This is a genomic window from Flagellimonas lutimaris, assembly GCF_003581615.1.
In the GTDB taxonomy this organism is placed as follows: Bacteria; Bacteroidota; Bacteroidia; order Flavobacteriales; family Flavobacteriaceae; genus Flagellimonas; species Flagellimonas lutimaris.
Genome location: NZ_QXFH01000064.1, coordinates 187,610 through 202,500 on the forward strand (window position 1 = coordinate 187,610; position 14,891 = coordinate 202,500).

The following is a 14,891-nucleotide window of genomic DNA, read 5'->3' on the forward strand; positions in this document are numbered from 1 at the left end:
TATTTCAGTGTTAATGCTTCCTATAAATATCTTTTGCCAAATAAAATTTTAACTTCACTATATGTGCTAAACTTGTTTTGGCAATCGAAGGATTAAATATTTAAAAGCAAATCATATCTTTTAATTTTCACATTCATTTAAGTGGGGTTGGTTAAAAAATGAAAAGAGGCATTCTCTATTTAGTTATTGCAATTATTTGTTTCTCATGTAAACAGACGCCGGAAAAAACTCATGAGAAACCAATTACAGATGGAATTGCAATTTTTGAAGTATATCTCGAAGACTCGGTGGCTGTTGATAATTTCAGCAACTTTCTCCGAGATACATTAAAGCTGCCAGTGGAGTGGGAGCCTTTCGATGTTTTCGGAAACAAAGTAGTTTACGATGCTGCCTTTTATCTTGGGAATACAACTTTGGAACTTTTATCTGTCAATCCCCCAATGGATGATATAAAAGAACAAGCCAAATACAATAGAATACTATTTCAATCTCAAAACTTAGATTCGACTTCCAATACTTTACTTGAAGCAAAAATTGCCCCCCAACCTTCGTTCAATTTTAATATCGCCTCGGGCGGTTCGGAGCTAACGATTGGGAAGCAAACCAATTTAGATTCCCTAAGTAAAAAGTCCAATGTTAATATTGCTTTCTGGCAGTACCTCAATCCCGGTTATAATTTTAAGGAAAGAACTACAAAAGGAAATAGTAAGGAAGACTTACGCATTGCATTGGATGCGGCATTTAAATCTAATCCCATGGGAATTATTGAATTGAAAGAAATCCATTTGAAAATATCTCAAGATGCACTAATTGATTGGAAAAGGTTCATGGGTTTAGATATGGACCATAAATGGTTTCTTTCCAACGGCCCTGTAGTATCTTATGAAGCTTCTGAAGAAAATATTGGAGTGGAATGGATTACCTTAAGGGTTCAAAATTTGGATACAGCCAAGGAATTTTTGTCCCAAAGGAATATGCTTTCAATCGAAAATGATAAAGTGTCTATAGCACAATCAAGAGTATATGGACTGCAAATTTATGTTGAAGAATAGGGCGAATACAACTAATGTATTGAAAACTCAGGGGTGAGTGTCGATTTTGGCCTTTATACTCCCTACTTGTATCTAGTGCCAAATATTTCATAACTTACTACTTGCACTAAAAAGGTACATGTGGGGCGCAAATCGGTAGCATGAAGTAAGTTCTGCTGTTTGGTCTTCATATTCCAATAACTAAATTCAACATACCATGAAAAGATTTCTCGTAGTAATTGCCCTAGCAGGAGTTTTGATTTCCTGTAAGAATACCAACGAAAACAAGAAAGATGCCAACGACTCGGTTGTTGCGACAACTGCTGAGGAGGGTAAAGCTGAAGAGGTCGAAACCAACTACGTTCCCATCGATTCAGACGAAGCCTTGGTCGCTGCATCATTAATGGCCGCTCCAGAAGCAAGTAGAGCTGGATGCAAAGTCATAGGTTATAATATGGCGGGTGAATTCGTAACATTTCGGGAAGGAGATAACGAATTCATTGTCCTCGTCGACGACCCTAAAAAATCTGGATTTAATGCGGCCTGCTATCACAAAAGCCTAGAGCCTTTTATGGCAAGAGGTCGAGAATTGAGAGCTGAGGGAAAAACAGGACCTGAAATCTTTGATATTAGGGAGGAAGAAGCTAAATCCGGCCAATTGGATATGGGTAAGCCGGGAGCTACGCTACATATTTATTATGGCGAAAGTGATTTGTACAACCCCGAAACCGCTGAGGTAGAAGGAGCACATTACCGCTATGTAGTCTATTTGCCATTTGCTACGGCAGAATCCACAGGGCTTCCTGAACAACCTATAGGAGCAAACCATCCTTGGATCATGAACCCGGGAACGCATAGGGCCCACATTATGATTTCCCCTTTACATAACGATAAGAAAAAATAGGATAAAAAAACCGAGGTGAAAGCCTCGGTTTTTTTAGCTCTAATTTTTCAGGTTAATTCATTTTATAAACGATTAAGGAGTTATCCTGGTCTTTGGCTACCAATTCCAATTTTCTATCGTTATCCATGTCGGTAAGGTCCATCAAAGAACTACCGAATACAGGGAAATTGGGAATAGGTTCCGCTTGGCTGTCGAACAAATAGATCTGATGGTTCTGAATATCTGTTACGCCCACATATATTTTGTCGTAGATGTAAAATATTTTAGGTTTGGAATAAACACCAAGCTCCAATTCCACTTTTCTTCCTTTAATGCTGAGAATATTATCATCCATAAATACCAAGGTATTGCTTGTGGCATAAAAACCATGGTCTGGATTTAGATTGAAATTGGTGGCGGTCAACTTGCCTTTGGTATCAATTTGATGAAGCACCCCTTTTTTATTGGTGACCGAAAACTTGTTTTTGTACAGGAATACTTCGTTGTTGGAGAAATCTATTTTTTCGGACACCTTAATTCTGTCGCTCCCTACACGATGTAAAATTCTAAGCGTGCTGTTATCCTGTTTAAAAACCAAATAATCTCGGTTGCCCACCCTAAAATGTTTCGGTGCTCCCAAAATATTGCTTGAAGCTTCTTTAAAAGTAAATCCGTTAACAATTTTAGCTTGGTTGTTGTACATGTAAACTTTTCGGCCTTGGGTAACTACAAAGCGGTAGTTCCTGCTTCCATCATAATCAAAAACGGCCAGTGGGTTAAGGTTTCCACCCTCAAAATCTATTTTAAATGGAGATACTACGTCGCCATTACGGTCCAAAACCAAGAATTGGTCGTTGGTACAGAAAGCGAGCTGTAGTTTTCCGTTCTTATAAATGTCCACTTGTTGGATTTCTCCTTGGATTCGACCATCCAATTGTTTGGTCCAAAGCACTTTTCCGTCGGAGGAGATCAGGTATAGCACATTGTTCTGGTCTTGCACCACAATCTCCTGTTGTTTGGTCCTATGGTTTTTAACAAACTGGGGGTCTGTTGCCAAATCCGTGTTCAGCTCCAAAGTGAAAAGAGGCGATACCGTATTTTTTTCTTGTTTTTTTCCGATTTTGGAAACCAGAATATTAAAATGACCGAAACCATGGTCGATTACCATTTGTGATGCAAAAACTTGTTCCTTGAAATCACTTTTCTTGATGTCATCAACTATATCGGACGAAAGTTCATGTTCTGCAAAAAAGTCAATACCCGATGCATTGGAAACAAACAACATACTGGATTCGCTGGCCAAGGATGCTTTTGCGGTTTTGAATCCTTGATTATTATCAAATGAAGAAGAACTTTTATGACTGCTTATGATAGTTTGCAGCGCTTCCTTTTCTGCTGAAAAAATAAAACTGTTCTCTATAATGGTGCAAAAGTTGGATTCAAAATTTTTGACCAAGGGGGTAAAACCTTCTTCAATAAGTTTTTGGTCCTGGAGTTCCAAAATTTCGCTGCCCTGATAGTTTTGTGAAGTTTTTTTGTGACTGTCCAAATAATCATAAAGGCTTTCCGTGCCAAAAGATTTTAGCAGCACCACTTTTTCGTTGTTCAAATAAATTACTCCGACCTCTTCAACCGTGTTGAAAAGTGAGTCGGTTTTCTTTACCCGGTCCAAGTAGGTGTTTTGGTTTTTTGCAAAGACCTGGTAATCGTCAAAAGTATAGGACAGTATAGCTTGAGCATTCATCGGGGTATATGATGCTGTTTTGTTGGCTAGGGGAGAAGTTCCTTTAAATAGATTGATGAAATTTTTCGTGGAATCGGGAGCCATGGCTACCCCACCAAGATTAATCTCGTCGGAATTGGCTGTAAAATCCAACGAAACCCATGAAGAGAAAGGTGGGCCACTGGTTTCATTTTGTTCTTTGAGTGATAATAACGATGCATTGCCACTTGGATTGATGAACAGTGTGGCGGATTTATCAGGGGAGCTTGCTTGGTAAAGTTTTTCCAAAGTGGGATCCGTTGGGCTATTGTCGTTAACCCTAATGATGTTTTCCATCAACATCATAGAAGAACTCATCAATACATCCTTATTTTTTTTCACGCTATACACCTCAAGGCCGTCAAGATTGAATTTGGTGATATTAGTTCCCTCGTAGGTCAAAGTCTCCACGGTTTTGTTGGCAACACTATCCACATTGAATAGGCCGGAATCATTTTTGGCTACCAAAATGTAATCGTAGTTGTCCTTGCCAACTTCGTAAAGTGCAAGCACAGTGGATTTGTCCGTGGATAAATAGTCCAATCCCTGAATTTTCTCCGAAATTTCCTTGATGTTCGAAAAGTCCTCCGCGTTTTTAAGGAGGGCGTTGTTTTTGAGCTCACTTTTAAAATTAGTGAGGTTCGTAATCTTTAAAACGAGTGAAGGGTTGGGCGGTAAATGTTCTAATAGGGAATTTTTGGTCTTCACCTCTTTTGTGCAGGATGCTATAAAAATAGGGAGTAAACAAAAAAGTGCCTTTAATCTCATTCTTGAAGTTTGACACAAAGTTAGGGTTTTTAAATATCCAGTGTCAACTGTTCGGGGAGTTGCCTAAAGCTTTTTCTATGATATTTGGTGAGGCCAAATTGTTTTATGGCTTCTCGGTGCTCCTTGGTAGGATAGCCTTTGTTCTGTTTCCAGTTGTACATGGGGAATTCTTCATGGATTTTTTCCATGTATTCGTCACGGTACGTTTTTGCCAAAACAGAGGCAGCAGCGATGCTCATATATTTACCATCCCCTTTTACAATGCATTCGTGTTCAATGTTCGGATAGGGTTTAAAACGGTTACCGTCCACTATTATAAAAGACGGCAAGGGTTCCAAATGGTTTATTGCACGATGCATGGCCAAGAAAGAGGCGTTTAATATGTTGATTTCATCGATTTCATCCTGGAAAACGTGACAAACTGAGAAGGAAACAGCGTTTTTTTCCAAAATTGGCCTCAATAATGTCCGTTTTGTTTCAGAAAGCTGTTTGGAGTCGTTTAAGACAGAATTACGGAAATTTTGTGGAAGAATTATAGCAGCGGCGGTCACTGGGCCTGCAAGACAGCCCCTTCCCGCTTCATCGGTTCCGGCCTCATCAACAGATTGATAACACGATTTTAACATAAAGCATGAAACTTTAACAATTCGCACATGTAGAATAACATAATAATCAATAAAAAGTTAAAAAATTTCTTACATACCTAATAAACGGGGCTTTACCGTAAGAATAATGTGTTAAAATTATTAAAAATAATGAGCTGTTCCCCCCTAAATATGTAGCTGCAAGGTTGTTAATTTTTTTGAATATTAACTTTTTATACTGATTTTTGGTGCGGACTAATTCAAAAAATGAAATAAATGAGAGCTAAGTTAGCATGGATGCTAACACCTTTCTTGGTGTTATGCATGTCTTTCTCTTTCGCACAAGAGAAAACAGTTTCAGGTAATGTGACGGACGAAACAGGTCTGCCGTTGCCTGGTGTATCTATAGTGGTTGTTGGAACAACCAATGGAACACAAACGGATTTTGATGGAAACTTTTCCATTGCAGTTAGTGAAGGTGAAGTACTTCGCTTCAGTTATATAGGTCAGAAGACTGTTGAGAGAACTGTAGGCGCTTCAACAACATTAAATGTGCAGATGGTAGCAGATGCACAGGCTTTGGAAGAGGTAATTGTAACTGGACAGGGTTCTGGTATCGCAAGAAGAAAACTTTCTACTACTGTAGACGTATTGGATGCAGAGGAAATAGACAAGTTACCTGCAAATCAAATCGATCAATTATTGCAATCAACTACGCCTAGTGCGCAGATTAGATTGAGTTCTGGTCAGCCAGGTACTGCGGCCATTATTAGAACACGTGGTCCTATTTCGGCAGCTTCATCTGCAACTCCGGTAATCATTATTGATGGTATCCGTGTAGATAACTTGAACTCAAACCCAGAATTGGGAATTGGTACAGGTGGTGCAAATGTTTCTGCATTGGCTGATATTCCTGTCGAATCCATTGAAAAAATCGAATACATTAAAGGTGGTGCTGCAACAACATTATATGGTGCGGATGCTGCAAATGGTGTAATTCAGATTATCACCAAAAAAGGTAAGGACGGTAAAAGTTCTGCATATTTTGAAAGTAACATTGGTGTAATCAAAGGAACAACGGATTACTTGAGATATGATAGAACTGCGGAAGCTCTTTTTGAGCCAGGTTTGTCTCAAGAATTCAAAGTGGGATTAAATGGAGGTTCGGAGAAATTCTCTTATAATTTTGGTGGTAGCTTGTATACGGATGACAGCTTCAACGATATCAACAAGCAAACTAGAAGGTCATTTACCTTTGGTTTAACTGCAAAAGTAACTGAGAAGTTGAGATATCAAGGTTCTTTCTCTTTTGTGAATTTTGAGTCTAACTTGGATTACAACGCTAACACCAGTTTTTCTCGTTTTTCCAATTTGGAAGGCTCTTCAAGAGGAGATACCGATGGATTTGATGATGCCGCTTGGCAAAGTGAAAAAGATAGATACAGAAGAATTGGACAGTTGGTGGATATTACAAGTACTACCAACCGTGTGACTGCCTCCAACAAATTCATATATGATATCAATGATAACGTGCAAGTAAATGCTACAATTGGTATCGATAACAGGAATACTGTGCAAGAGTCGCTTCAGAGCAATGCATTGTTGGTTGAGCTTGGATCTATTGCTCCAGGTACAACAGACCAGGGAGCTCTTAGTAGAGTGTTGAGGTCGGCTTTTACCCTTACAACGGATTTGAACATTACCCATAGAGCTGAAACAGAAAACTTTTCATTCGTTAGTATCTTGGGGGGGCAATTTTTCAGAACATCTGATAGACAGAATAGGTTAGATGGTTCAGGTGGTGTTGATGGAACTCGTTCTTTGAACAACTTCTCTGAGCAAGCTTTTTCTGATTTTGTTCTGGAGAATGCCAACTATGGACTTTATTTCTTGGAAAACATTGGTATTTATGATGTTGCCTTCCTTGAATTTGGTGGTAGATTGGATAGAAACACCGCTTCTGGATCTAATACAGACCCATTGTTTTTGCCTAAAGTTGGTATTACCTATAACTTGAGCGATCATGACTTTTACAGGGAATCAGGAATAAGGGATTTTCTTTCAACGGTTAAGTTTAGAGCTAACTATGGTGAGGCTACCAATTTTGCACAGCCTTTTGAGCAAGATAGAACGTTTGCACAGAACCCTTTCTTAGGGGGACCTTCGTTTACCTTTGATAACCCAGGTAACGACGAATTGGTGTCCGAGAGAGTTAAGACAACGGAGTTTGGAATCGAACTAGGATTCTTTAGCAACAGATTGTTCTTGAGCGGTACTAGATATATTGGTACTACCGAAGATGCTCTGTTTACACCTCAATCTCCACCATCCAGTGGACAGTTGAACCAAATCCAAAACATCGGTGAGGTGGAAAACAAAGGTTACGAGTTTGCCTTGACGGCCACTCCAATTCAAACCGAAAAGCATAGCTTGAGTGTTAATTTATCTTATAACACCAACGATAACTTGGTGACCGATGCTGGAGGAGCTCCGGCATTTGTTGTGGGTGGATTTACAGTACTAGGTTCTGTTGTGGAAGAAGGACAGAGCTTAGGTTATCTTAGAGGTACTGCAGCTGTGCTTCAGGATGATGGCACTTATGCTTTTGAGCCAAATACGGCTCTTGGAGATACTTTTGCTCCGAACTTTGGTTCAATGGGGCTTAACTACACATGGGGTGACTTCAATTTGTTTGCTACTGCTGATTATCAGTTTGGTGGAAAGATTACAGATTTAAGTTTCCTATTGAGACACTTAAGAGGAACAGATGATACTGGTATTCCGGAAGAACTTATCGGTACAACCTCTCCTTTTAACTATGTGAATTTCTTTGTTTTTGACAATGATTTCCTTAAAGTGAGAAACATTGGTGCCTCTTACAACTTTGGTGATATTGCTAAACCATTGTTCAGTAATATCCGTTTTGGAGTTACTGTTACTAATCCATTTAACTGGACGGCAGGTACTTTTGATCCAGAAACTACAGGTTCTGGTATATCTGCTCAAAATGGTTTTGCTAGTGGCGGTTTTGCTTATGGTACAGAATCTGCACCAAGGACTTATGTTGCTTCACTAAGATTTGAATTTTAAAAAAAATAATGATGAAAAAATTAATTATATTTTCTTTAACCATACTGGCCATAAGCTGTACAGGCGATTTTGGTGATGTTGTGGATTTTAAAGATGTAGAAAACCCCAATCTTTCAGAGTCATCGGTTGTGGGTCAACCAAACTCGGCTGGTATTTGGCTTTCTGGGTTGGAAAGACAGTTGGCAAACGTGTTTAATGAAACTTTGGTTCTGTCTGAGCTGGGATCTGATAACTACGTAAATACTCAGACTTTCTTCAACCAGTTTATGGATGGTTTGGAAATTCAAATTACCGATCCAGATATGAGGGATACCCAAAGACAGATTCAGCGCCTTAGGGAATTGGCTATTTTTGGATTGAGCGAGGTAGGTCCTGGTGATCCTAACTATGACGCAGCCACTGAGGCGGAATTCAACTATTTTGAAGGATTATCCTATTTGTTTTCTGCTATGTATTTTTCTGCTTTGCCAGCGGAACCAGTAGGTGTCCCTGTTGCTTCGGCACAACACTATCAAAACGCAATTGCTGCGTTTGACGCTGCCATTGCAATAAGCGCTAAACCAGAGTATCATTTGGCCAAAGCGAGAGCTAACTACTACTTGGGCAACAAAAGTGAAGCTGTAGCTGCTGCTACTAGCGCTTTGTCCTTGAGCGGTGATTTTGATAGATTTGTATTGTTCGATGAAGCAAACGGTCCTTCAAACATTTTTGAGAACGCGTTGTATGAAAGAGCGACGTTTGATGACTTGCAGCCATTGCCAACCTTGGACTTTCTTGACCCAAAGTATTCATTTTTGGATACTTCTCAAGATGCACCAGTGCATTACCTAAAAGCTGAAGAAGCATATCTGATTTTGGCCGAAGCTAATCTTGCTGACAATGATATTGTTGCTGCGAGGATTAATTTGACTTCGTTGTTGGATCTAATAGATACAAGGGAAATAAGAACAATTGATGACGCCATTGAGCAAAGAAGTCAAGTGGAAGAGGGTTCGAGACCTGATAGCTCTGATATTGTTGTTAATGGAAGACCTGGATTGGTATTAGATCGTCAATCTGGTGAAATTGATGTTCCTTCAGTTTCTGGAACTTCACTAACGGCCGATGATGTTGCTGCAATGCAGGATGACGACGCTGGACTATCCCTATTGTACAGAACAAGACAAGAAGTATTTATTGCTGAAGGTCTTAGGTTCGTTGATATGGGCGTGAAGCTGGTTATCGATGAAAACGAAATCTTATTAAATGAGAGTATCAATGAAGGTGACCTGGGAACAGTTCCTGTAATCCCTCCGTTTATTGCTGCGGTTGTAGCTGATTTGGATGCTATTGATTATACACCTGGTTCAGGTGTGGCAACCACGGCCATTGATTTAAATGATATCTTGGTGGATAACAAAAGCTCTGATGCTGTAGTCCCTTTTGAATAAGATTTCAAAATAATTCTATAGAATATTATTTCTCAAGTAAAACCCCTGCATAATGCAGGGGTTTTTTTTATGTCTTAACTTTTCACATTTCTTTAGTAACAAAACTTTTACCTTTGCCCAACCAATATCATGGAATGAGATTTTTATTTGTTGCCCTACTTCTTTTACTTAATCAACCAATAATGGCACAGCAAGATTCGCTGCCGCCAACAAAAGAGGTGGATTCCTTAAAGTCTAAGTCAAAGGATTCTCTTTTTATGAAATCCAAAGATTCCATTCCGAAGGATTCTATTGCCCAAAAGCAAATGGGTAAAAGAAAGGATTCAAATAGCAACAAAAAGGATTCTGTAAGTATCCGCGATTATAAAATAGTTTCTTATTCCAGAGATACTACATTTTTGGACACTACCTTAACAATCAAAAAGGAATATAAGTACAACTATATCCGTGAAGATGATTTTGAACTAATGCCTTTTGCTAACATGGGGCAACCTTATAACGAGCTTGGTAAAAGCTTTTCCAATGCACCCTATTATCCGCGAATTGGTGCAACTGCAAAGCACCCTGGTTATTTCGAAAAGGAAGATGTTCATTATTACAATGTTCCTACGCCGATGACGGAGCTGATGTTTAAGACCACAATGGAGCAAGGGCAGTTCTTGGATGCTTTGTTAACATTTAACGTCTCCAAAAGGTTCAATGCGTCTATAGCCTATAATGGCTTTAGGTCTTTAGGAAAATATAGGTATGAAGAAGCCCAAGATGGAAAATTCAGGGCGACTTTCAATTACATCGGTCAAAACGGACGATATCAGATTAGGGGACATATAGCGGCTCAAGAAATGGAAAGTGAAGAAAGTGGGGGGCTGTTCGATAGAAATCAATTTGAGGGCGATTTGCCAGATTTTCAGGATAGGGCAAAAATAGATTTGTTGTATACAAATGCCAATAATAGAATCTTAGGAAAACGCTATTTCTTCGATCATCGATATAAATTGGTCAATCATAAAAAGGACTCAATTGATAATAATCCGACCACTTTGACCATAGGGCATGAGTTTAGTTATGAATCCAAGATTTATGACTTTAACCAGTCGGCCCAGAATGATGCCTTTGGGCAAAACCCGTTTTTAATTCCAATCGAAGACCGGGCTAGGCTAAAAACCATGTTCAATAAAGGAAGTGTTGAATTCTCGAACAGGACTTTAGGTAGCTTGTCGGGTAACATAAGTCTATTTAACTATAATTATTTTTTTAATAGTCTGCTAATTACTGAGGAAAATACTATTCAAAATAAATTAGAAGGAGAGGAAATATCTGTTGGGGGTACTTATGCAAATACAATAGGTCCGCTGCATCTGGAAGGAAATGTAAATTATACCGTTTCTGGAGAGCTAACAGGTAATAATTTTAATGCCCTTGCCAAGTATAGCCTAAATGACAACAATGCTGTAACGGGGGGTATACATGTGTCTTCGCGCATGCCAGACTTTAATTTTTTACTTTATCAAAGCGATTATCGAAATTTTAATTGGCAAAACAACAACACTTTCGAAAAAGTTCGGACACAAAGTATCAAATTTGGCTTCGATTCGAAAAATTTTGGCCAGTTGCAGGCGGAGTATAGTGCCGTTGATAATTATAGTTACTTTGCTTCTACCGCAACGGAAGAAGAAATAGGTTTGGGGCAGGAAACTGCATTCGTACGACCATTTCAAGAATCAGGAACCATAAATCACCTAAAGGTAAAATATGAAAAGGAACTTAGGTATCGCAAATGGGCGTTGATGAATACGGTAATGTATCAGGAGGTTACTCAGGATAATCAAGTGCTCAATCTTCCACAAGTGGTTACGAGAAACACCTTGTATTTTTCTAGTGATGTTTTTAAGAAGGCTATGTTTATACAAACAGGGATTACCTTTAAATACTTTACTTCTTATAATATGAATGCGTATAATCCATTATTGGGTGAATTCTTTATTCAAAACAATGAAGAGTTTGGTGGATATCCTTTATTGGACTTTTTTATAAATGCCAAAGTAAGGCAAACCAGAATTTATTTAAAAGCGGAGCACTTGAATTCCATGTTTTCAGAACCTAATTATTACTCGGCACCAAATTATCCGTATCGCGATTTTGTAATCCGATTTGGGTTGGTCTGGAATTTCTTTTCATAAAATTTGTTAAGGACAAAAGAAAGGAAAACCTGAAAAACAAGCACTTATAAATTAATTGATTTTTTTTCAAAAAAAATATTGAAAAACATTTTGCGGGAAGAAAATAAGGTGCGTATATTTGCACCCGCTTAGCTGATAAGGCAGGGCGTTAACGAGAGGGGATTTGATGAGAAGAGAGTCCTTTTGAGTTTAAAAAAAGTAAAGAAGTTCATATACATATTGTAACGACAGCGTAGAATTAAGAATAAACCATTTTGATGCGGGGACTCGGATTTCCGGGTGTCGGACAGACATTCAAGGAAATACAATGAAGAGTTTGATCCTGGCTCAGGATGAACGCTAGCGGCAGGCCTAACACATGCAAGTCGAGGGGTAACATAGAAAAGCTTGCTTTTTTGATGACGACCGGCGCACGGGTGCGGAACGCGTATGGAACCTGCCCCTGTCAGGGGAATAGCCCAGGGAAACTTGGATTAATGCCCCATGGTATCGTTTTATCGCATGATAAGGTGATTAAAGATTTATCGGACAGGGATGGCCATGCGTACCATTAGTTAGTTGGTGAGGTAACGGCTTACCAAGGCAGCGATGGTTAGGGGCCCTGAGAGGGGGATCCCCCACACTGGTACTGAGACACGGACCAGACTCCTACGGGAGGCAGCAGTGAGGAATATTGGACAATGGGCGGGAGCCTGATCCAGCCATGCCGCGTGCAGGATGACGGCCCTATGGGTTGTAAACTGCTTTTATACGGGAAGAAACGCACCTACGTGTAGGTGTCTGACGGTACCGTAAGAATAAGGACCGGCTAACTCCGTGCCAGCAGCCGCGGTAATACGGAGGGTCCGAGCGTTATCCGGAATCATTGGGTTTAAAGGGTCCGTAGGCGGGCCTGTAAGTCAGGGGTGAAAGTTTGTGGCTCAACCATAAAATTGCCTTTGATACTGCAGGTCTTGAGTCATGGTGGGGTTGCCGGAACATGTGGTGTAGCGGTGAAATGCATAGATATCACATAGAACACCGATCGCGAAGGCAGGTGACCAACCATGTACTGACGCTGATGGACGAAAGCGTGGGTAGCGAACGGGATTAGATACCCCGGTAGTCCACGCCGTAAACGATGGATACTAGCTGTGGGGACTTCGGTCTCCGTGGCCAAGCGAAAGTGATAAGTATCCCACCTGGGGAGTACGTTCGCAAGAATGAAACTCAAAGGAATTGACGGGGGCCCGCACAAGCGGTGGAGCATGTGGTTTAATTCGATGATACGCGAGGAACCTTACCAGGGCTTAAATGCAGGCTGCATGGGGTGGAGACACCCCTTTCTTCGGACTGCCTGCAAGGTGCTGCATGGTTGTCGTCAGCTCGTGCCGTGAGGTGTCAGGTTAAGTCCTATAACGAGCGCAACCCCTACCGTTAGTTGCCAGCATGTAAAGATGGGGACTCTAACGGGACTGCCGGTGCAAACCGTGAGGAAGGTGGGGACGACGTCAAATCATCACGGCCCTTACGTCCTGGGCTACACACGTGCTACAATGGCCGGTACAGAGGGAAGCCACCCCGCAAGGGGGCGCGGATCTACAAAACCGGTCACAGTTCGGATCGGGGTCTGCAACTCGACCCCGTGAAGCTGGAATCGCTAGTAATCGGATATCAGCCATGATCCGGTGAATACGTTCCCGGGCCTTGTACACACCGCCCGTCAAGCCATGGAAGCCGGGAGTGCCTGAAGTCCGTCACCGCAAGGAGCGGCCTAGGGCAAAATCGGTAACTAGGGCTAAGTCGTAACAAGGTAGCCGTACCGGAAGGTGCGGCTGGAACACCTCCTTTCTAGAGAAAGAGATGTCCGGAATATCCTTGTCCCGCACGAGATGGTTTTATCTCTGCGCTGTCGTTTATAATATGTTTTTTGATATACAGGCAAATTAAGGCCAAGACAGTCTCATAGCTCAGCTGGTTAGAGCGCTACACTGATAATGTAGAGGTCGGCAGTTCGAGTCTGCCTGAGACTACGAAAGAAGTTCATTGGGTATTGAAATAAGGAAATTCTAGGTGTTGGGTTACCGTTATATAGTACTGTTAACTGATAACTGTTAACTGACAACTGATAATGGGGGATTAGCTCAGCTGGCTAGAGCGCCTGCCTTGCACGCAGGAGGTCATCGGTTCGACTCCGATATTCTCCACCACGGCAAAAGTCGTCCGCCGATCTTGTATCGGAGGCGATGTGCCAGAAAGTTCATTGACATATTGGGACGGAGCGATACGGTTTTACCGTAATTGCGAAGTCAAAGAAGAAACACGAAGTAGAATAGAATATATAAGGATTACGAGAGGGCATTTGTACTTAGGTACAGGTGCGACAAGCAAAAGAAGGGCGTATGGGGAATGCCTAGGCTCTCAGAGGCGATGAAGGACGTGATAAGCTGCGAAAATCCACGGGGAGCTGCACATGAGCATTGATCCGTGGGTGTCCGAATGGGGCAACCCGGCTGGTTGAAGGCCAGTCACACCGTAAGGTGGGCGAACCCGTTGAACTGAAACATCTAAGTAGACGGAGGAAGAGAAAACAAGAGTGATTCCGAGAGTAGCGGCGAGCGAAATCGGACTGGCCCAAACCGTTGTTGTTCCGGCAATAACGGGGTTGTAGGACCACAATGTTCTTTGCGCGACGAACTGGAACCCTTTGGAAAGAGGGGCCGTAGACGGTGATAGCCCGGTACAGGCAAGGAGCGTTAAAGATAGTGGTATCCTGAGTAGCGCGGGGCACGTGAAACCCTGTGTGAATCCGGCGGGACCATCCGCCAAGGCTAAATACTCCTGGGAGACCGATAGTGAACCAGTACCGTGAGGGAAAGGTGAAAAGAACCGTGAATAACGGAGTGAAATAGACCCTGAAACCATACGCCTACAAGCGGTCGGAGCCAATTTATTGGTGACGGCGTGCCTTTTGCATAATGAGCCTACGAGTTACTTTTACCGGCAAGGTTAAGCACTTATGGTGCGCAGCCGTAGCGAAAGCGAGTCTGAACAGGGCGCCATAGTCGGTAGTAGTAGACGCGAAACCGTGCGATCTACCCATGGGCAGGTTGAAGCTGTGGTAACACATAGTGGAGGACCGAACCCGTTGACGTTGAAAAGTCTTGGGATGACCTGTGGGTAG

At 41.4% G+C, this 14,891-nt stretch carries 7 protein-coding genes, 2 tRNA genes and 2 rRNA genes (1 of these 11 cut by a window edge); 9 read left to right on the forward strand and 2 right to left on the reverse strand.

The window, feature by feature from the left end; all coding sequences use genetic code 11:
• The first annotated feature begins 158 nt into the window (after positions 1 to 158).
• Both D2V08_RS03130 and D2V08_RS03135 read left to right on the forward strand, forming a co-directional pair.
• Positions 159 to 1,052: a hypothetical protein gene (locus D2V08_RS03130; RefSeq protein WP_119606649.1), complete on the forward strand. Its 894-nt coding sequence runs from the start codon at positions 159 to 161 to the stop codon at positions 1,050 to 1,052.
• Positions 1,053 to 1,248: 196 nt separating this feature from the next.
• Positions 1,249 to 1,935, forward strand: a complete 687-nt coding sequence (locus D2V08_RS03135) for a hypothetical protein (RefSeq protein WP_119606650.1) — start codon at positions 1,249 to 1,251, stop codon at positions 1,933 to 1,935.
• A 52-nt stretch (positions 1,936 to 1,987) separates the two neighbouring features.
• Here D2V08_RS03135 and D2V08_RS03140 read toward each other — a convergent pair whose 3' ends face one another.
• Both D2V08_RS03140 and rnhB read right to left on the reverse strand, forming a co-directional pair.
• Complete coding sequence (locus D2V08_RS03140) at positions 1,988 to 4,444, reverse strand: ribonuclease HII (RefSeq protein WP_119606651.1); 2,457 nt, start codon at positions 4,442 to 4,444, stop codon at positions 1,988 to 1,990.
• A gap of 29 nt (positions 4,445 to 4,473) precedes the next feature.
• A complete protein-coding gene (gene rnhB, locus D2V08_RS03145) occupies positions 4,474 to 5,070 on the reverse strand; it encodes a ribonuclease HII (RefSeq protein ID WP_119606652.1) in 597 nt (198 codons plus the stop codon).
• A gap of 234 nt (positions 5,071 to 5,304) precedes the next feature.
• Here rnhB and D2V08_RS03150 point away from each other — a divergent pair, with 234 nt between their 5' ends.
• From D2V08_RS03150 to D2V08_RS03180, 7 genes are all read left to right on the forward strand, one after another.
• Positions 5,305 to 8,118, forward strand: coding sequence for a TonB-dependent receptor domain-containing protein (locus D2V08_RS03150; RefSeq protein ID WP_119606653.1), 2,814 nt, complete (start codon positions 5,305 to 5,307; stop codon positions 8,116 to 8,118).
• A gap of 11 nt (positions 8,119 to 8,129) precedes the next feature.
• Positions 8,130 to 9,548: a hypothetical protein gene (locus D2V08_RS03155; RefSeq protein WP_119606654.1), complete on the forward strand. Its 1,419-nt coding sequence runs from the start codon at positions 8,130 to 8,132 to the stop codon at positions 9,546 to 9,548.
• A gap of 182 nt (positions 9,549 to 9,730) precedes the next feature.
• Entirely contained in the window at positions 9,731 to 11,728 is a 1,998-nt protein-coding gene (locus D2V08_RS03160; RefSeq protein WP_245980476.1) for a putative porin, read from the forward strand.
• 304 nt (positions 11,729 to 12,032) lie between these two features.
• Positions 12,033 to 13,558: ribosomal RNA gene (locus tag D2V08_RS03165) — 16S ribosomal RNA — on the forward strand.
• 108 nt (positions 13,559 to 13,666) lie between these two features.
• A tRNA-Ile gene (locus D2V08_RS03170) sits at positions 13,667 to 13,740 on the forward strand.
• Between the two features lie 100 nt (positions 13,741 to 13,840).
• A tRNA-Ala gene (locus D2V08_RS03175) sits at positions 13,841 to 13,917 on the forward strand.
• Positions 13,918 to 14,087: 170 nt separating this feature from the next.
• Positions 14,088 to 14,891, forward strand: a 23S ribosomal RNA gene (locus tag D2V08_RS03180) (it continues 2,016 nt past the right edge of the window).
• The 16S and 23S rRNA genes sit together here with 2 tRNA genes alongside, the layout of an rRNA operon.

Excerpts from the sequence above, each read along its gene's own strand:
- D2V08_RS03130 (WP_119606649.1), top strand. The coding sequence starts at position 159 with ATGAAAAGAGGCATTCTCTATTTAGTTATTGCAATTATTTGTTTCTCA.
- D2V08_RS03140 (WP_119606651.1), bottom strand. The coding sequence starts at position 4,444 with ATGAGATTAAAGGCACTTTTTTGTTTACTCCCTATTTTTATAGCATCC.
- D2V08_RS03160 (WP_245980476.1), top strand. The coding sequence starts at position 9,731 with ATGGCACAGCAAGATTCGCTGCCGCCAACAAAAGAGGTGGATTCCTTA.
- D2V08_RS03155 (WP_119606654.1), top strand. The coding sequence starts at position 8,130 with ATGAAAAAATTAATTATATTTTCTTTAACCATACTGGCCATAAGCTGT.
- D2V08_RS03135 (WP_119606650.1), top strand. The coding sequence starts at position 1,249 with ATGAAAAGATTTCTCGTAGTAATTGCCCTAGCAGGAGTTTTGATTTCC.
- rnhB (WP_119606652.1), bottom strand. The coding sequence starts at position 5,070 with ATGTTAAAATCGTGTTATCAATCTGTTGATGAGGCCGGAACCGATGAA.
- D2V08_RS03150 (WP_119606653.1), top strand. The coding sequence starts at position 5,305 with ATGAGAGCTAAGTTAGCATGGATGCTAACACCTTTCTTGGTGTTATGC.